Origin of the sequence: Ornithinibacillus halotolerans (genome assembly GCF_014637405.1) — a bacterium.
Taxonomy (GTDB): Bacteria; Bacillota; Bacilli; order Bacillales; family Amphibacillaceae; genus Ornithinibacillus; species Ornithinibacillus halotolerans.
In genome coordinates, this window is the sequence record NZ_BMEY01000006.1 from 115,065 (window position 1) to 133,250 (window position 18,186).

Below are 18,186 nucleotides of genomic sequence, written 5' to 3' on the forward strand. Positions count from 1 at the left end.
TAATAAGAGTGTATGTAAATAGAGTGCAGAGTGTATCTAATTTGAAGTTATTCCCTTTATAAAATTTCATGATTCTTCTACCTTGAATGTACATACTAATTTTACGGAGACATGATAAGAGGGTGATTTAATGAAAGTTTTTTTAGTAATTGGTAGTATTCTCATTCCGATATTAATGTTCTACATTCAGAGAAATTCTCCAAAGCTAGCGTTGCTATATCACAGTATAGCTGTAATTGCAGCTTTAGTTTTTGGTAATATTGCTTCCTTGTCTATTTATCAGGTCATCAAGGATAATACGGTGTTAATGACAAATATTCATGCCATATTTCTCAATCCATTTTTCTTATTATCAGGTGCATATCTTGGAGTATATGTCATGTATCTGTTGCTGAATCTTTTATTTGAGAAAGAGGGAGGATCTCGCTAACATTATGAGAATAAAACTGGATAAAAAGTATATGAGTGAGTTTCTCATTAACATTATGGGATGAAAATTGGATAAAAAGTATATGAGCCAGGTTCTCATTAACATTATGGGATGAAAATTGGATAAAAAGTATATGAGTTAATACCTCCATATACCTTCCTATCCACTATTTTAAAATAAAAGTCGATTGATCTACTATCTCAATGTCATCTCTTACTTTAATTTCTTCCATTAACTGAAAAAGTGCTTGGTCTTTCATTTTTGCTTCGATCATACAGTCTATTTGGGGGACAGACCCCTTTACCTCTTTCAAGAATCGAAAGAACATCTCAATATCGATAAAATCAGCATGGTGGCGAAATGATTTGTCATCCTTTGGGATAGAAATATGCATTTTTATGGGAAGACTAGAATGCTGCCACGTTTGTGCAATTCGTTCCCAATGTTCTCGCCAATCCGGATTTTCATGATGGGCGAGATGGTGATGATAATCAAATACTAAAGGTATCGCTAATTTTTCGCATAAGTATAATGTATCTTCTAATGTAAATGAAGTATCGTCATTTTCTAGCATAATCATATTCTGAATCGCTGGAGGAACGAGCATCCAATTATCGATAAAACGCTCCAATGCCATTTCCGTATCATTATAATTTCCACCTACATGCATCACACAACGATGTGCTGGGGCTATTCCCATTGCTTTTAGAAGTAAGTAATGCATCTTCAGCGTAGTTATAGAATTTTTCAAGATTTCCTTTTTAGCTGAATTGATAAGAACAAAATGGTCAGGATGGAAATCAACTCTCATTTTATGTTCTTGCACAAAATCGCCAATTTCACGAAGTGCACCTTTTAATGGATGTAAATAATTCCAATCAATAAGTTCTTCATGATTTGCTAACGGGATAAGACGGGAAGTGAGGCGATAAAAGTGAACACCTGAAGCTAGATTATGTTTTAGAATACGAAGTGTATTCGATAAGTTTTCTTGAGAAATTCGTTCTAACTTCCGAATGGCTGCATCCCGATCACTAATCTTTTGAAATTGAGCAAAAGTCATTGTTTTCGATGGGGAGGCATTTTTCAACTCCATACTCATCGCTACATAACCTAATCGCACTACTGTCATTTTCTTCACCTACTTCAATATATAATGAGGCAATGTTACCTTGTTTATGAATTTTGTTTTTTTTAGGGCCTATAGAACTTCTCAATGTGCCCGTACACCTGTGTTTTTACGATTAAGGTAACATAGAGTTGTTCTATGTTACTTATATAATGATTTTTCAATTTTTAGGGCTTATATAACGTCTCAATGTGCCCGTACACCTGTGTTTTTACGAATAAAGTCACATAGAGTTGTTCTATGTTACCTCTATTATGATTTTTCAATTTTTAGGGCTTATATAACGTCTCAATGTGCCCGTACACCTGTGTTTTTACGAATAAAGTCACATAGAGTTGTTCTATGTTACCTCTATTATGATTTTTCAATTTTTAAGGCTTATATAACGTCTCAATGTGCCCGCAAACCTGTGTTTTTATGAATAAGGTCACATAGGGATGTTCTATGTTACCTTAATCCTGATCGTGGGTCACTAAAGGTAACATAGCCTTGATAAGTCACTACCACTCAACAGCTGCACCTGATATTCTCTTCACCCCACGTATTTTTGCAATATCTTCAACGAGCTTCATCATAGCAAGATTTTTTTGTTTTGCTTCCACCATAATATCAAAATCTTGATTAAATTCTTTTGCAATCTTTAAAAAGGGGAGTATAAAATCAAGCGAAACAAAATCAGCATGTGAACGAAAGGCTTTTTCAGATTTGGGAGATGAAATATGTACTTTTGGTGGGTTAGTAGAGTTTTCCCACGTATTAAAAATCCGCGGTAAATAGGAAGCTAGGTCATCCTCCAAATGATTGGCCATATGATGGTGGTAATCAAATACCATCGCAACTTTTTCTTTTTCACATGTTAATAATGTCTCTTCTGAAGTGTATGTTTTGTCATCATTTTCAAGTGTCATTTGTTCTTTGATATGAGTGGGTAATTTCTGAAGATGATAAGAAAATCGTTTTAAAGCACTTTCTTTATCCCCATAAGCACCGCCAATATGAATGTTAATTACTCCTTCTTTATGAACTCCCATTGCTTCTAACAAAGCATAGTGATACTCCATATCTTTAACGGCATTAATAGCAACTTCTTCTCTTGGACTAGTAAAAAGTGTGAACTGCCCAGGATGGAAGCTTGGCCGGATCTCATATTTTTTAAGTAGGCGACCTAATTCCTTCCAATCATCCTTAAATGGTGTAATATAATCCCAATTTACTTCGGGGTGTGTTGCTAATGGAACTAATGCACTAGAAAATCGATATAGTTCAATTTCATGAGCGATATTGTAACAAAGGATTCTTTTCGTATGATGAATATTTTGCGCTGTAATAAACTTCAATTTATCAAGGCGCTCTTCTTTAGGGAGGGTAGAGTAACTTTTAAATGTGACTGTTTTGGAAGGACTTGCATCCCATAAATCTAATGCGGTTGCTACATAGCCAAAGCGAATTTTCATGTTGTATCTCCTAAACAATGCTATTGTTACTTTATTATCATGAGTTTACTTGCTTGGGATTATACAAAAAAATAGGGGGAATACGCCCCCTATTTAAATTCAATCCCTTGTATATCAAATTGTGCTGTGTCTGGTATTGCAGTATCTGTAAATAAATAGAAATTCGGTGTTGTAAAGTGTGATATTCCAGATGCTAAACTAAGTTGTTCTCCAATAGCTGTGAAAATAAGTTCCTTATTGATGTAAGATTCTTTATTCGTAGGAACAGAATTGGCTATAATTTGTAATTTATCATTTGATTGATTGTTGCCAATAATAATATTTCGTTCTACAGAAAAATCATTCTCATCCTTACCAGCTGTTAACGTCGTCCAGTCACCTGACTTGTTTTGGAATTTCACCCAATTGTCTTGGATGTTTTCTGCTGACTTAAAGAAAGCAGCTGTTTGCCATTCTTTATTATGAAAATATGTTCCTGTCTGTTGTTCAATATTAGTCACATGACAAAGTACTGGTGAACCTGGCAACGTTAAGAAATACTGATGTTGGATGAATCCTTTGAATTGCTCATGCTTCTCAATAAACGTGGAAAGCTTTATCCCAGTCCATTTATTTCCTTTATTATCTATTAAGCTAGTAAATTCAGCAGTTGTTTTTTCCTTTGCAACAGAATGTGTTCGAATACCAACAAATCTACTGGATATTCCCCCAGGCCAAGGGTTCCACCATAATCTTGGTCCAATTGTTGGGAATGATGAATCTAACCACTCCTGACCTTGATAAGTTAAGGAATGGAGTGTTGGATAAAAGCTCGGCGTCGCTTTAAACTGAATAATTCCATTATCAACTGTCCACGTCTCCAATCCTAAATCTTCCTCAATTTTCTCAACCACTTCTTGATTGGATTGTTGAATAATTAGGGCGTGTCGTTCTTCAACAGAGGCATCTAATCTTGATGTTAGTGTTGCTGTTGATACAAGTGGATGTTTTTCCATTGGCACTTCAACTGACCATTCAGACAATTGCTCTTCTCGATTAAAGTTTTCCACTTTCACTTGACCATTTAATGACAATTCGACCTCTCCATGTAAATAATTGGATTTATAATCTTTAACATGGATTGTTGCATGCTCTCCGTGGACAAACGGATTATTATTCTGTAAAGAAACAGTTATATGGTTTACTGTTTTCTTTTCATTAATATGTGCTTTCTGTAAAGCAAATTGACGAAAGCTTTCCATATCGTGGAAGGCACCAATAGATAGGTAAACTGGATTTGTTTTTATGATGCTAGACGGATCAATCTGACCTACATTATGTTCTAAATAGGAATACCAAGAATCAAAGTGAATGGTATCCTCACTATTCCAACATACTCCTAAAGGAAAAGGTTCTTTAACAAACATCCAGTTTTCAGTTACTTTACTTTCATCCCAAAACTCATAATAGTTTCCAATCGAGTTATTCATTTCAATAATTTCACCATCGTATGGTAGATAGGCTTTTTCTAACCCTAGCAATATTGGCTGATTGATCCATATTGGTTGTTCTGTTGGGACATCCAATTTATTCTCTACTTCGTAATAATGTTCAACAAACCCTTCACCAAACAGTTTCAATATAAAATGTATCTTTATCGAAGGAAAAGTAGATAGTTCATATGAAATTTTGGTACCAATGAAGCCGTCACCATTGAAATAGGATTTTTCTTTTGGTTTCGTTCGGGAAAGTTCTTCGGAATATGGCTTTCCAATCTTTGGTGTTAAGATAAAAATTCCATCATCACTTTTCTTTCTACCTGTTCGAATGACATTTTCCTCTTTACTTAATGTGACAAAGTAAGGTCCGTTGTAAAGCTCGATTCGTTCGTCATCTTCCCCATGAAACTTAGAACCAAATCCTCGTAAAGGAACACCTATTTTCTTCGTAAAGGTAACCTCTTCACCAGTTTCTTGTTTTGCTTTAATTGTTAAGGCAGCATCATAATAACCATGTGCTTTGGCAGAGAATGGAATTGGTATAGAAGTTTTCTCCTTTGGTCCAATGCGACATGAGACATTTTCTTTCTTAAGTTCAAGTAGCGGTGAAGATGGAAAAGTAATATCTAATTGAACCTTTTCACGGAAATTATTCACCAAATCTAAATAAAAGACACTTTCTTTCCCAATAAACGTAACGTCATCTGGAAAATGAGTGGTTACTTGTGTTGGGAATTTTGGTAATACCCCTATTTTGAAAAGTGCTTCTTTTCCATTAATATGCAGCTGTGTTTGAACAGTAGGGTGTGTACGTGCTGGGTTTTGTTCCTCCTCAATCGGTTCTACATTAAATGTTCCTGTAATTTCTTCTACATCTTTTACTTCTAAAGAACCTGTAAAATCAAAGTGTATATTTTTATCGTGAATTCCTTCCAGTTTTATATGAAGTGGATTCCCAGTTTTATTGATAATTGAATAACGAATAGAGTAGGAATTACCAAAAACGAGATCCCGATTCTCCACAGTTGCTGATATTAAATAATCATTCGTTTCAATTAATCGAATTCCTCTACCAGTTCGTTCAAATTCTATGCGTAGATATTCATCATCATTTTCCCATGTGTATTCATAGTAATGGAAGTCATTCTCTATCCGGCCATCCGGTTTTACTTCTATCGTTCTTGTGCTTGCTTTATACCAATCAGTATCTTGAAAGAAGTCTTTCACGGCTTCCGTATCGAGTACAGTTGGAATAAAGTTCATTAAATGGGTTGAATCATCGCGTTCTTCCCAAAAGAATCCACATTTTTTATACAGTGGAACTGCCTTTGTATTTCCTGGCCAAGTATATAAATCTAGTCTAGGCCACTGTAAATCAATTGTTTTTTGTAGAGCAGTTAAGAGTAATTTCTTGCCTATACCTTTTCCGTGATAATCGTCACGTACATTGAGAAGTGGTATATAAAGTGCACCTTCATCATCACGGTATTCACTTAATCCACAGTAACCAACTACTTTTTCATCTTCTAGAGCGAGGTAAGTTAAGATATTACTTGAATTTCTTTCTCGATGTAAAATCGTTTCCTCTGTATCTACTGTGTTTGCCCCACCCCAGCCATCACGACTGTGATTCCACATGTCTGCAACCTTTGCCGCGTAACTATCATCATACGTTACAATGTTGATGTTCATATATTCATCCCCTTATTTCTTCAGTAATTTAAGCACCATAACAAAAAAAGAACCAATTCAAAAAGCGAATGGTTCTTTAGACAGAATGATCCAATTCATTGAAATCACTCCAAAACATATAAAAAACCATAGAAGTGCACAATACACCCTATGGTTTATGTGAATTATTTTCGTTAGGTGGTATTAAAAATAGAAACTTTCTCCACAGGTTGTATAGACACAAGTATTCAATTCATTTTGATTTAAATTTACGTTAATCATGATATACAACCTCCTTAAATTCTGAATGTTTTTTACTTCTATATTGTATAGAAAATTTTTACTAATGTAAAGGGAAAATTTGTTAATTTATCGTAAAGTTAAGGAGAGCGATATTTCCTGCACGCTGCAAAGGTTGTTTCCTATAGGGAAAGCTGTTGGAGTTGTACGATGTTATTTTAATAGTTAACAAATTATTCCAATAGGAGTACTGTTTTAACAACTAAATATGTAATTACCTTTTATTCGCTTAATCACTAATGAGCGGGGGAACCAAACTTGATAGAGAAAATTCTTCTATCTGGGGTGAACCTTACATTGTAAGAGGGGGTACTCTCCATCCCTAACCCGACAGCTAACCTCGTAGGCGTTGTTATTTTTCAAGAGAGAAAGGTCATGGGATAAATCTTAAGACCATTCTGTTATTTATGATGGTCTTTTTTCTATGGGATTCTCTAATAACACCTTTCTTTATATTCGTTAATTTAGATGAGGTGATTTGAAATGGAAACAATATTTTTATATGTATGTGGATTCCTTTTTACATTTGGAGGAATTTTTCTAACTAGTTTAGGAATAAAGATGATCTTTCGAGCATTGGAACAACATTATAAGAAACCTAGACTCTGAGATTGTAAGAGCCTGAAGTCCATTATGTATTAGTAATGGTCTTTTTCTATGGTCATTTCGGGAGTGTTTTTAGTGAGATGTTGTGAAAGGTAAATAGAAGTGTAATTAGCATTGAACTCCTCTTCATTGCTGTTATGAAAGGGAAAGTGGTATGAAATAAGAACCGTATTCCCCTTCATCGCCTTTATGAAAGGGAAAACGCAGCGAAATTAGAGTAGAATTCCTCTTGGTGGCTTTTATGAAAGGGAAAACGCAGCAAAATTAGAGCCGAATTCCTCTTCATCGGTGCTATGAAAGGGAAAACGTAACGAAATTAAATCCGAACTCCCCTTCATGGCCTTTATGAAAGGGAGAGCGCAGCGAAATTAGAGTCGAACTCCCCTTCATCGCCTTTATGAAAGGGAAAACGCAGCGAAATTAGATCCGAACTCCCCTTCATGGCCGTCATGAAAGGGAAAACGCAGCAAAATTAGATCCGAACTCCCCTTCATGGCCGTCATGAAAGGGAAAACGCAGCAAAATTAGATCCGAATTCCTCTTCATCGCCGTCATGAAAGGGAAAACGCAGCGAAATTAGAGTCGAACTCCCCTTCATGGCCTTTATGAAAGGGAAAACGCAGCGAAATTAGCTCCGAACTCCCCTTCATGGCCGTCATGAAAGGGAAAACGCAGCAAAATTAGAACCGAATTCCCCTTCATCGCCGTCATGAAAGGTAAACCCCTGCGAAACATACTCTACAAGGGGGACAGTCCTCCAAATACTAATGACAATTGTCATTCTAATTAATGACATACTCCACTTATTGGAAACCACCATACTTTATAAACTAATACTAACAATGTTGGAGGTGTCTTGATGGAACCAGTTATTAATGTGCAAAATGTTAGTAAACAATTTAAAAATAAAACTGCAGTGGATGAAGTATCTTTTTCTATTCAGAAGGGAGAAGTAGTGGCAATTCTAGGTCCAAATGGTGCAGGGAAAACGACAACAATGCTTATGATGTTAGGTTTACTAAAGCCAACTCAGGGGAGAGTGCAATTATTAAATAAGCACCCACAAGAGACAGATGTAAGAGAAAAAATTGGTGTCATGTTACAAGAAGTAAGTGTAATCGATGCTTTATCTGTTCGAGAGGTATTAGAACTATTTAGAAGTTACTACCCTAATCCTCTATCAATTCAAGAATTAGTCGAATTAACTAGATTTACAAATGATGAATTAAAGAAGCGAGCGAATAAATTATCTGGTGGGCAACAGAGACGGCTCGGTTTTGCGCTAGCTATGGCAGGGAATCCTGAGGTGCTCTTTTTTGATGAACCAACAGTTGGATTAGATGTCACTTCAAGGAAAGTATTTTGGAATACTGTAGAAAAGCTAAAGAATCAGGGAAAAACTATTATTTTCACTACTCATTATTTACAGGAAGCAGATGATATTGCGGAACGGGTCATACTATTTCATCATGGGAAAATAATTGGGGATGGAAAACCTAACGATATTAAAGCAGCATTAACTAAACAATCCGTTTCGTTCACGGCGAAAGAAACTTTTTCATTTGATCATCTCCATTCTTTACCTGGTGTTACTGATGTTTATGAAAAGGATGGAAGAGTTTATTTAATAACAAAAGATATAGATCTAGTGCTTTCTCGTTTATTCTCATTGGAAATTAAACTAGAAAATATTGAAATTGAGCGTGGACGTTTAGAAGATGCTTTTGAGCAATTAACGGAAAGTAGGGAGGGTGCGTAATGAGAGGGTTTAAGATGCAATGTAAAGTAGAGATTTTAAGAGTATTACGAAATCCATATTATGTATTCTGGTCTCTATTTATGCCTATTGTCTTTTATATTGTTTTTACTAAAATATTTAACACAGATCTTGAGAATCCAAAGATGTGGCAGGCACATATATTAATGTCTATGACTGCCTTTAGTGTAATGGGATCAGCAATTATGACTCTCGGAATACGTCTTGTAGAAGAAAGAAAACAAGGTTGGTCCATGTTTATGAGAATAGTTCCCATATCTGATCAGGCTTATTACTTTGCAAAAATGATCGGGCAAACAATGATCCATATTTTTTCTATTCTTGTTATTTTTACAGCGGGAGCACTTATTAATAGTATACAGCTCACAACAGTTGAGTGGTTACTGTGCGGTCTATGGATTCTATTTGGCTCTTTTCCATTCCTAGCAATTGGAGCATTAGTAGGTACGATGAAGCGGGTAGACACGGCTGCTGGGGTTTCAAATATGGTTTATTTTGTCTTTGCGATCCTTGGTGGAATGTGGATGCCGATTGAATTATTTCCAGATATATTACAAACAATTGGCAAGGTGTTACCATCCTTTCATTTTGGAAGTGGTGCATGGCAAATCGTACGTGGTGGCGGACCTGATTTAACGAATTTTCTGGTAATTGGTGGGTATCTAATTGTATTTATGCTACTATCTAGTTATATAAGGAGAAAACAAGAAGTGGCGGTGTAATGGATGCTAGAAAGAATAAAGAAATTTCGTCTCTTTCCTGAGGAAATGGGATTTTTCCCATATATATTTATACTCTATATTATTCTTCCTGCCTATTACATTTCAACAGAGGAAGGGTTGAAACTTTTTATAGGAGTAGGCCTATTGCTCTTGTTTTTTGTAACGTATAGACAACTATATTTTTCTAGAAATGTACAATTATATACATTTTGGTTAATCACTCAAATCATAATTATTATTATTCTAGTAAACTTCTATGAACTGTATAATCTCTACTTAGGATTCTTTTCCACTTATTTTATTGGTTGGTATAAGACTAAATGGCGATTTTACACAAGTTGGGCCGTTTTTTCAGTCATCATGATTTCCCAACTATTAATTCATTGGGAAACTATTTCCTCTGAAAATATGTATTATATGACTGTATTTACGATTATTATGCTCGTAGCTCCGTTTGGAATTCGTTCTATGAACAGTCGGATGGAACTCCAAAAACAGCTAGATGAGGCAAATGAAACGATTAAAGATTTCGTCAAACGAGAAGAAAGAATGCGTATTGCAAGAGACCTCCATGATACATTAGGGCATACACTGTCTATGATTACGTTAAAAAGCCAACTCGTGCAACGACTAATCGAAAAGGATGTAGAACGGGCAATGTATGAAACGAGAGAAATAGAAAAAACATCTCGAACAGCTTTGCAGCAAGTAAGGGAGCTTGTCTCGGATATGCGGGCAACAACGATAGCAGAGGAACTGGTGGAAATCGAAGCCTTCTTAAAAACAGCAGGGATTGGTTATCTATATGAAGGAGATACAGAGTTTGATAGAATCCCATTATTAACACAAAATATTTTAAGTATGTGTTTAAAAGAGGGAGTTACTAATATAGTAAAACATAGTAAGGCAAACCTTTGTATTGTGCAACTCTTAAGGACAGATGGAGAAATTGAGTTAACTATATCGGATGATGGAATAGGCTTACAAGAATCTACTAGGAATGGAAATGGTATTAAAGGAATACAAGAACGGTTAGAACTAATTGATGGCGGGCTGGAGATTAGTTCCTCAGGTGGAACCAAACTTGTCATCACTGTTCCTATTATTGTAAAAAAGGAAAAGGTTGGTGTTCGTTCATGATTCGGGTGTTAATTGCAGAGGATCAGGGTATGCTTAGAGGTGCTTTAGGTTCACTGTTAGACTTTGAAGAAGATATTGAAATTGTTGGAGAAGCATCTAATGGTAAGGATGCACTTGACATGATACTAAAACTTCAACCTGACATTTGTCTCTTAGATATTGAAATGCCTTTTATGAGCGGTTTAGAGGTAGCAGAAGAAGTAAAACGAAGAAATATATCTTGCAAGATTATTATTCTAACCACTTTTGGCCGTCCAGGTTATTTTGAACAAGCGGTGAAGGTGGGAGTTCAAGGATATATGTTAAAAGATGGATCTATTGAGGAACTCGCGGAATCGATTCGAAGTGTCATGAAAGGAAAACGTGAATTTGCACCAGAACTGATTTTTGGTAGTATACAGGAGGATAATCCACTTACAAAACGGGAGCAAACTGTATTAAGTTTAGCTTCACAAGGTAAAACATCAAAGGAAATTTCTTCGGAATTATATCTTTCTCATGGTACGATACGAAATTATATGTCAGAGATTATTGATAAACTAGGAGTTAAAAATCGTACAGAAGCCGTGACAGTTGCTAAAGAAAATGGTTGGATCTAAGCAAAGTGGGTCATTTGCAAGACGTGTTCCCCACTTTGCTTCTCTTTTTGTTAGAAAAAGGGTAGCATTATAATACAACTATATTTCAATCAGAGGAGAGAAAGTTATGAGTTTACCTAACTGTCCAAAATGTAATTCAGAGTATACATATGAAGATGGAGTCATGATTGTTTGTCCAGAATGTGGACATGAGTGGATGCTAAATGGTGAATCTGACAACGAAGAAACAGAAGAAGTTATTCGAGATGCTAATGGCAATATCTTGAGTGATGGCGATACGATAACAGTTATTAAAGACTTGAAAGTTAAAGGAAGCTCATCCGTGCTTAAACAAGGTACTACAGTGAAAAATATTCGCCTAGTAGAAGGCGATCATAATATTGACTGTAAAATAGATGGCTTCGGAGCAATGAAATTAAAATCAGAATTTGTGAAGAAGATATAGTAGAAGGGACAGTCCCCACTTTAGCGTAGTGGGGGACTGTCCCCGCTTTTTGAATAAGCCATCCAATAAAATGTACCTACAAAAAATGCCCCTCCAACCGCATTTCCGAGAAAAACAGCAACAAAATTTTCTAAGTAGATTATCCAATTAAATGCCCCCGCAAAGATGGCAGCAGGAATGATAAACATATTAGCTACAACGTGCTGAAAACCAATCGCAACAAACGCCATAATAGGAAACCAAATTCCTAGTATTTTCCCAGCAGTGTCTTTCGCTGCATATGCTAGCCAAACTGCTAAGCAAACAAGCCAGTTTGCACCGATTCCAGAGATAAAAGCTAAATGAAAAGATTCATCGACTTTAGCTTGAGCAATCGCTATTGTCTGCGTTAAATAAGGTTCTGTTTCCGTTAATCCAAGCTTATGACCAAATAGATAGGCAAAGAAAACAGCGCCTGCAAAATTACTAATAGCAATGATTGTCCAATTTTTGACGATTTGAAAGGTGGTTATCTTGTTAGACAATCTTGCAGGAATCAGGGTCATAATATTACCTGTTAGTAGCTCTCCACCTGCAATAAGAACTAGGACTAACCCAAGAGGGAAAAGTGCTGCACCAATCAATTCAGGTAACGATCCCCAATTTTCTATTGGGAGATTAGCCGTAATTCGCACATATAATAGATAGCCAAAGGAAATATACCCTCCCGCTAGAAACCCGAGAATTAATGCACTTAGTAGTGGTAGATTTACTTTTTTAATACCGGTTTCTCTAGAAATTAGTAATGTTTTTTCAGGTGGATGGAATGCCATTTTTATTTCACCTCAATTCTCTTATACCAATATATGATTGAAGACCTGATAATAGTAATAGAGCGGAAATCCTCAAGAAATGTGGTAAAATAATAGAATGCCTAATAAAAAACAAGTAACAAGAAAATCGTAGGAGTGTATCCATTGAATAAAAAAGATATCGCCAATTTTCGTAAACAATTTAAAATAAACAATGACTTATTAAAAATTCATGAAATCTATTATGTGTATATTATGAAGGAATCTAGTGATATTTATCATCATCAAAGCTTTCCATTTGAAATGTTAGAGCAAGAGCAGCAAGAGCTGTTTATGGACAATTTTAAAAAAGTACTGTCCGGCCAACTTGACGAAAAGTTATTTGAATTAAAATTTAAACGTGATGTAGAAGAGAGTAGTCAGTTAATATTGCACCAAGCTTTACTAAGTAGAGATACGGAAGAATGGAAAAACCATATGCTTACTCTTGTGGAGAAAATGCTAAAAGATAAACAGTATGAGATGGACATTGTGGTTACCTTTATTCGTGGCGAGTATAGGAAACCGATGAAAAAGACTAATGAGGAAACGGAAGAAAATGCACGTGACTCCGTATATTCTAATCCGTTCATTCTTTGTAGCATGAATAAGACATTAGACCCTAAAAAAGAGTTACTATTTGACTATGTAGAAAAACAGTTCAAATACAATATTGTTGTCGATCCAATTATTAATTTAAAAGCTCCCATCTCTGGATTCTTATTCCCAACTTTCACAGATAATGCTGCTGACGTAAACCATGTACTTTATTCAGCTGGGAAAAAATATGAACTAAGTTATCATTTTATTGAGGAAGTTTTAAATGCAGAAGAAACAATGACAGCCGAAGATGATAAAATTGTCTTTGAAGAAATCGTCAAAAAAGTAGCTGGCGACCAAATAAGTACAGCAACTTTATCTAATGTATATGATGAAATTCATCGAACAATTGAGGAAAATGAAGAGGAAGAAGAGATTCCGAAATTAGATTATAAAGACGTAGAGAAAGTATTAAGAACAAGTGGTGTAAAGGATATTGATACGGAGAAGGTAGAACAAGCATTTGAAACCGTCATTGATGATAAAACCTATGAGTTAAAAGCAAGCAATATCTTACCAAAATACTCATCAAAATCAATTAAAGTAAAAACAAAAGTAGCGGATCTTTCGATTAGTCCCCCAGAATTGCGACATGTACGTCAAGTCCACTTTGATGGGAAACTTTACCTCATGATCGAGCTAGAAGAAAATACGATGATTGAAGGATTTGAAATGCTTCCAGAAGCTCTCTTTAAAAAGGCGGAAGAGGAATAATAATATCCTAATTAATAAAAAAGTGGGAAAACCATTCAATGATGGTCTTTCCCACTTTTATTATTAGGCTACTGCAACTTTTTTAGCTTCTTTACGGATTGGTGTATGGTTTTTGATGAAAGGAATAACCCATCTATCTAATCCATAACGTCCAGCATTTGCTCCAGCAACTACTAAGAATACAGTTAATAATACCATTTGTGCGTTTGTGCTTACAGTGCCACTGAATAAGAATGCGAAGTTCATTGTCATTCCCATTAATGCTGCAAAGTTAGTGAAGATACCTAAGATTAATGCGGCACCTACTAAGAATTCTCCCCACATAACCATGAAGCTGAATAGTTCTGCGTTTGGAAGAGCAACAGCTTCTAGAAATGAAGCCCACCAACCTTGTACTGCTGGATGATCGCCACCTGAATTAGCAATCGCGCCTTGGATAAATCCACTTGCGTCAAATCCACCACCAGTAATTTTACCAAACCCTGCTGTAAGCCAAGCATATCCAATATAAACTCTAATAAAAACTAAGATACCTGCAACTACTTTATTTTCACGAATGAAATTCAACATATGAATCCATCTCCTTAAATTTTAATTTTATTTGCTCACTATTTCACAATTAATTGTAAGTGTGTTTCCTTATTACACTTTGATAATAGCATGGATTTTTAATCATGTAAATAGTAATTTGTGATTTATTTCACAATAAATGTTACAGAATAATGAACGGGTTTTTTCATCGATATGGAGAATTAGTTTGAAAGATTCTGTTCTATAAGATGGTGTATGTTTCAGAATATTATGTTAAAATTATTGGTAAAAAGTGCAGGAGAATCTGAATATGAAACGTTTAGCGGTAATAACCGTTGGTAAGACCCATAGTGGAAAGACAACATTTGCACATAGATTAGAAAAAGCATTAAAGAATTCTTTTGTCATGGATCAAGATGTTCACGCAGAATTTCTCAATACATACTATAAGAAATTACAACCTACTCACGGTCCAAATACACTCAAACATGCACTGTCTCAGCTCATTGTAAGTTATGCCAAAGAGCATACGAATTTTCATATTATCGCAAGTAATTCCAATCGAAGTAAGAAGGGGAGAAAGTTTTTACTAGAAGAAATATATCCGGAAAAAGAATTTGTCCGTATATTAGTTCATTTTAATATTTCCGATGAAATCCTTACTGAACGAGTGAAAAATAGTGAGCGAAGTACAAACATTTTTAGGGGAGCGTATCGTAGTTTTGAAGAAGTACTCCGCCGTCAACAAAAGGAATCACAATTAGATGATGTGGTAGACCCGGTTGAAGGAGAAGCGGATTATTTATTCGAGATAAAGGATGAAGCAGAAGTGGAATCTACTATAGGAGAAATTGTACAGCTTGCTGATAAGTATTCTAATTTACATACTGGAGGTAACAAATGAAAGCAGAACAACTAATTAAAACGGCTATTAATATTGTAGGTTTTCCTTTTACTATTACGAATGCTCTTCTTAATAAAATGCGATATGTAGCAGAAGTTGGTCAAAAGATAAAGGTGAACGATAGGGATATTCATACGATTGTTTCTGGGGGTGAGCATGCAGATGTTACAGTGATTTTTGAGGCTGGAATGAGCTGTTGCTCGTTAGACTGGCATTATATTCAACCTAAAGTTTCAGAATTTGCTAGAACAGTATCATTTGATCGTGCTGGTTATGGATGGAGTTCAGCGAGCCAAGGTGCCTATACAAGTGAAGATGTTGTAAGTGATTTGAAGCAAATTCTAAAAGAATTAAATATAAAACCGCCATATGTCTTAGTTGGCCATTCTTTTGGTGGATTAACGATGAGGCTTTTTGCAAGTAAATTTCCTAAAGAAGTAGCATCCTTATTATTAATTGACCCTGTGCATGAAAATCGTTATTTAAGTAGTGAATGGGATACTAATCGTAAACAAGCACATCGTAAAAATCTAAACATGTTTCGTTTTGGTTACCTTACGTCTGGCATTGGGCTACCAAAGTTATTAAAACACCCAGTTGGGCGTAGGAATTTGCCTGAGCCGTATGGGGAACATGCTACGTATATTGGATATCATCCAAAGTCATATGAAAGTGTCTATAAAGAATTGTTGTATAGTGAATTCTCGGCTAGGCAAGTGAAAAATGCTGACCCTTTATCTGAAGAGTTACCAGTGACTATTATTAGTTCAAATAATACAGACCCTACATGGGTGGAACATCAAAATTTACTCGCAAACTTGACGAAACAAACGAAGCAAATAAAAACAACTAATAACCACTCCATTCATTTAGAAAACCCAGACATCATAATTAGAACGATAAAAGAGTTGATTGATAATGATAAAAAAATAACAATAAGTGAGGGATAAGAATTCTTGGTTATTTTAATTAGTGCGGTTGGAAGTACTGGTAAGACGGTTATGGCGCAAAAACTACTAGAAAAATACCATATACCTTATCTCTCCATCGATCATCTGAAGATGGGGATTTATAGGGGATATAATAATTGCGGCTTCACCCCTTTAAGTAGCACAGAAGTAATTGCAGAGAAGTTATGGCCAATCATTAAAGGGATCATTAAGACGAATATTGAAAATAATCAACATATTATTTTAGAAGGTTGTTATTTACTTCCACAGCATTTGGCTGAATTGGAGAAGCCTTATATGGAAAAAGTTATTCCAGTGTACTTCGGCTTCTCATCTAATTATATCAAGACGAATTTTATGTCAAAAATTCTTGCATTTCGAGACGCAGTTGAAACGAGGAATTATCCAGAAGAAAGAACGATTGCAGAGATCATTCAAGAACATGAAAATTTTAAACAAATGTGTGAAAAATACGATATGAGATATTTTGAAATTAATCAGGATTATGAACAGGAAATGAATGTGATTTATAGCTATTTCGAGATTGAGAAAAGTAGAATAGAGGGGCTTATGATTCCATAAAAAAGATAGAGGATTACTCTTTTGCTCTATCTTTTTTTATAAGTACATAATATAGAAGTAACACTGGTGATAGTATAATGGCGCTAACAACTAAGGCAATTCTTGTCATGAACGTTTCCGCAATTGAACCAATTATTGGGCCACTTCCAATTTGACCAATTGCGTCCACTTGCCCCTTTATGGAAAAGAATGTAGCCCGCATATTTGATTCTTTAATTAATCGATTTAACCATACATCTGTAAGAGGTTCCATAGTTGCTCTGCTCACTTCAAGAATGATATAGCAAATAATTAAACTAATGATAAAAGTAGAGAAGGCAAATCCCAATAGAGAAACAATAATAAAGGTGCTACCAATAAACAGCGCAATATAAATAGCCTTCAGTTTGCTATAAATATTGCTTTTACTTATAAAATGCAGTGCAATAAATGTCACTAAGACGATAATAAATTGTACTCCTCCTGTAAATAATACGAGATCAGAATCTGTTAACAGCGTTAAATTCCCAAATTCCTTCATATGAGATATCCATAATCTGTCAATTCCTTCACTATACAGACCGAATAATAACCCAATTAATAATAGAATTCGCAATAATAAGCTAGCCTTAGAATATTTAATCACATTCCTTAAACTGTCTTTCATCTGGGTAAAGGAAGATTGTCTTTCTTCCTTTGGAGCTGGTTTAAAATTATCTTCTTTCATGAAGATATGTAAGATAATTGCTAAACCAATCATACCTAAACCACCTATAATAATAGGATAATTTATCATCTGGTATCCTATTAGAATGCTAATCGGAATGGCAATAATCCTACCCAAATTTCCTGCTCGCGCACCTTTAATAAATGCAAGAGATGACTTTTCCTCTCCAATTTCATCCGCAATCCATGCTTGTCCAGCTCCACTAGTAAATGTATAACCCACTCCCCATAAAATTTGTGATAGGAGAACGGTGAGAAATAAAGGGAAGAGACCTTCTAATAGAAATCCTGTTCCAATTAATACATACCCAATAACAATTGACAGTTTTCTGCTTTTCAAATCAGCAACAAGGCCAGTTGGAATTTCAAAGAGAAATACAGTTAGCTCTAGTACTGTCCCTACTAAGACGAGTTGAATTAGAGTAAGTTCTACAATTTGTACATGATATAACAAATTAACTGTAAAAATAAACGTAAATAAAAATGCAGATGTAAAACTCGTAAAAATATAGACTGTATACGGGTCTTTAGCTTTTAATAACGACAAATACTCTCCCCTCCTTTTCCAACATTATACAGGAGGGTAATATATTTGTCTTAAAAACTTGCGACTATTTTA

Annotated in this window: 16 protein-coding genes and 1 riboswitch; of the genes, 10 read left to right on the forward strand and 6 right to left on the reverse strand. The window is 35.2% G+C overall.

The features are described from left to right. Positions 1 to 130 precede the first annotated feature (130 nt). A complete protein-coding gene (locus IEV35_RS07535) occupies positions 131 to 430 on the forward strand; it encodes a transposase (RefSeq protein ID WP_188384045.1) in 300 nt (99 codons plus the stop codon). A 166-nt stretch (positions 431 to 596) separates the two neighbouring features. Here the strand turns inward: IEV35_RS07535 and uvsE (IEV35_RS07540) are convergent, their stop codons facing one another. The 3 genes from uvsE (IEV35_RS07540) to IEV35_RS07550 all read right to left on the reverse strand — a co-directional run bounded on the left by uvsE (IEV35_RS07540) (position 597) and on the right by IEV35_RS07550 (position 6,183). After that, entirely contained in the window at positions 597 to 1,562 is a 966-nt protein-coding gene (uvsE, locus tag IEV35_RS07540; RefSeq protein WP_188384046.1) for a UV DNA damage repair endonuclease UvsE, read from the reverse strand. A 497-nt stretch (positions 1,563 to 2,059) separates the two neighbouring features. Next, positions 2,060 to 3,013, reverse strand: a complete 954-nt coding sequence (uvsE, locus tag IEV35_RS07545) for a UV DNA damage repair endonuclease UvsE (RefSeq protein WP_188384047.1) — start codon at positions 3,011 to 3,013, stop codon at positions 2,060 to 2,062. 89 nt (positions 3,014 to 3,102) lie between these two features. After that, positions 3,103 to 6,183 (reverse strand): GNAT family N-acetyltransferase, encoded by a 3,081-nt coding sequence (locus tag IEV35_RS07550; protein ID WP_188384048.1) that lies wholly within the window; start codon positions 6,181 to 6,183, stop codon positions 3,103 to 3,105. Positions 6,184 to 6,678: 495 nt separating this feature from the next. Next, a riboswitch (cyclic di-AMP (ydaO/yuaA leader) is annotated at positions 6,679 to 6,826 on the forward strand. Positions 6,827 to 7,927: 1,101 nt separating this feature from the next. Between IEV35_RS07550 and IEV35_RS07555 the strand changes: the two genes are divergently transcribed. The 5 genes from IEV35_RS07555 (at position 7,928) to IEV35_RS07575 (ending at position 11,751) form a co-directional block, all read left to right on the forward strand. Continuing rightward, positions 7,928 to 8,827: an ABC transporter ATP-binding protein gene (locus IEV35_RS07555; protein ID WP_188384049.1), complete on the forward strand. Its 900-nt coding sequence runs from the start codon at positions 7,928 to 7,930 to the stop codon at positions 8,825 to 8,827. Beyond that, on the forward strand, positions 8,827 to 9,567 hold the full coding sequence (locus tag IEV35_RS07560; RefSeq protein WP_188384050.1) for an ABC transporter permease: 741 nt from the start codon (positions 8,827 to 8,829) through the stop codon (positions 9,565 to 9,567). The genes IEV35_RS07555 and IEV35_RS07560 overlap by 1 nt, the downstream gene beginning before the upstream one ends. Positions 9,568 to 9,570: 3 nt before the next feature. Beyond that, on the forward strand, positions 9,571 to 10,707 hold the full coding sequence (locus IEV35_RS07565) for a sensor histidine kinase (protein ID WP_188384051.1): 1,137 nt from the start codon (positions 9,571 to 9,573) through the stop codon (positions 10,705 to 10,707). After that, positions 10,704 to 11,306, forward strand: coding sequence for a response regulator transcription factor (locus tag IEV35_RS07570; protein ID WP_188384052.1), 603 nt, complete (start codon positions 10,704 to 10,706; stop codon positions 11,304 to 11,306). The genes IEV35_RS07565 and IEV35_RS07570 overlap by 4 nt, the downstream gene beginning before the upstream one ends. Positions 11,307 to 11,412: 106 nt before the next feature. Next, positions 11,413 to 11,751, forward strand: a complete 339-nt coding sequence (locus IEV35_RS07575) for a zinc ribbon domain-containing protein YjdM (protein ID WP_188384053.1) — start codon at positions 11,413 to 11,415, stop codon at positions 11,749 to 11,751. Positions 11,752 to 11,771: 20 nt separating this feature from the next. Here IEV35_RS07575 and IEV35_RS07580 read toward each other — a convergent pair whose 3' ends face one another. Then, positions 11,772 to 12,563 carry a formate/nitrite transporter family protein gene (locus IEV35_RS07580; protein WP_188384054.1) on the reverse strand — a complete coding sequence of 264 codons (792 nt, stop codon included), beginning with the start codon at positions 12,561 to 12,563 and terminating at the stop codon, positions 11,772 to 11,774. A 144-nt stretch (positions 12,564 to 12,707) separates the two neighbouring features. Between IEV35_RS07580 and IEV35_RS07585 the strand changes: the two genes are divergently transcribed. Continuing rightward, a complete protein-coding gene (locus IEV35_RS07585; protein ID WP_188384055.1) occupies positions 12,708 to 13,895 on the forward strand; it encodes a DUF4317 domain-containing protein in 1,188 nt (395 codons plus the stop codon). A 63-nt stretch (positions 13,896 to 13,958) separates the two neighbouring features. On the opposite strand, the gene IEV35_RS07590 is transcribed toward IEV35_RS07585, so the two are convergent. Continuing rightward, positions 13,959 to 14,465 (reverse strand): DoxX family protein, encoded by a 507-nt coding sequence (locus IEV35_RS07590; RefSeq protein WP_188384056.1) that lies wholly within the window; start codon positions 14,463 to 14,465, stop codon positions 13,959 to 13,961. A 271-nt stretch (positions 14,466 to 14,736) separates the two neighbouring features. On the opposite strand from IEV35_RS07590, the gene IEV35_RS07595 reads away from it, so the two are divergent. From IEV35_RS07595 to IEV35_RS07605, 3 genes are read left to right on the forward strand one after another with little or no spacing between them, the layout of a single operon-like run. After that, positions 14,737 to 15,330, forward strand: a complete 594-nt coding sequence (locus tag IEV35_RS07595; protein ID WP_188384057.1) for an AAA family ATPase — start codon at positions 14,737 to 14,739, stop codon at positions 15,328 to 15,330. Beyond that, a complete protein-coding gene (locus tag IEV35_RS07600) occupies positions 15,327 to 16,280 on the forward strand; it encodes an alpha/beta fold hydrolase (RefSeq protein WP_188384058.1) in 954 nt (317 codons plus the stop codon). Before IEV35_RS07595 ends, IEV35_RS07600 begins: the two co-directional genes overlap by 4 nt. Positions 16,281 to 16,286: 6 nt before the next feature. Continuing rightward, complete coding sequence (locus tag IEV35_RS07605; RefSeq protein ID WP_188384059.1) at positions 16,287 to 16,862, forward strand: 2-phosphoglycerate kinase; 576 nt, start codon at positions 16,287 to 16,289, stop codon at positions 16,860 to 16,862. 13 nt (positions 16,863 to 16,875) lie between these two features. On the opposite strand, the gene IEV35_RS07610 is transcribed toward IEV35_RS07605, so the two are convergent. Then, positions 16,876 to 18,114, reverse strand: coding sequence for an MFS transporter (locus IEV35_RS07610; protein ID WP_188384060.1), 1,239 nt, complete (start codon positions 18,112 to 18,114; stop codon positions 16,876 to 16,878). Positions 18,115 to 18,186 lie beyond the last annotated feature (72 nt).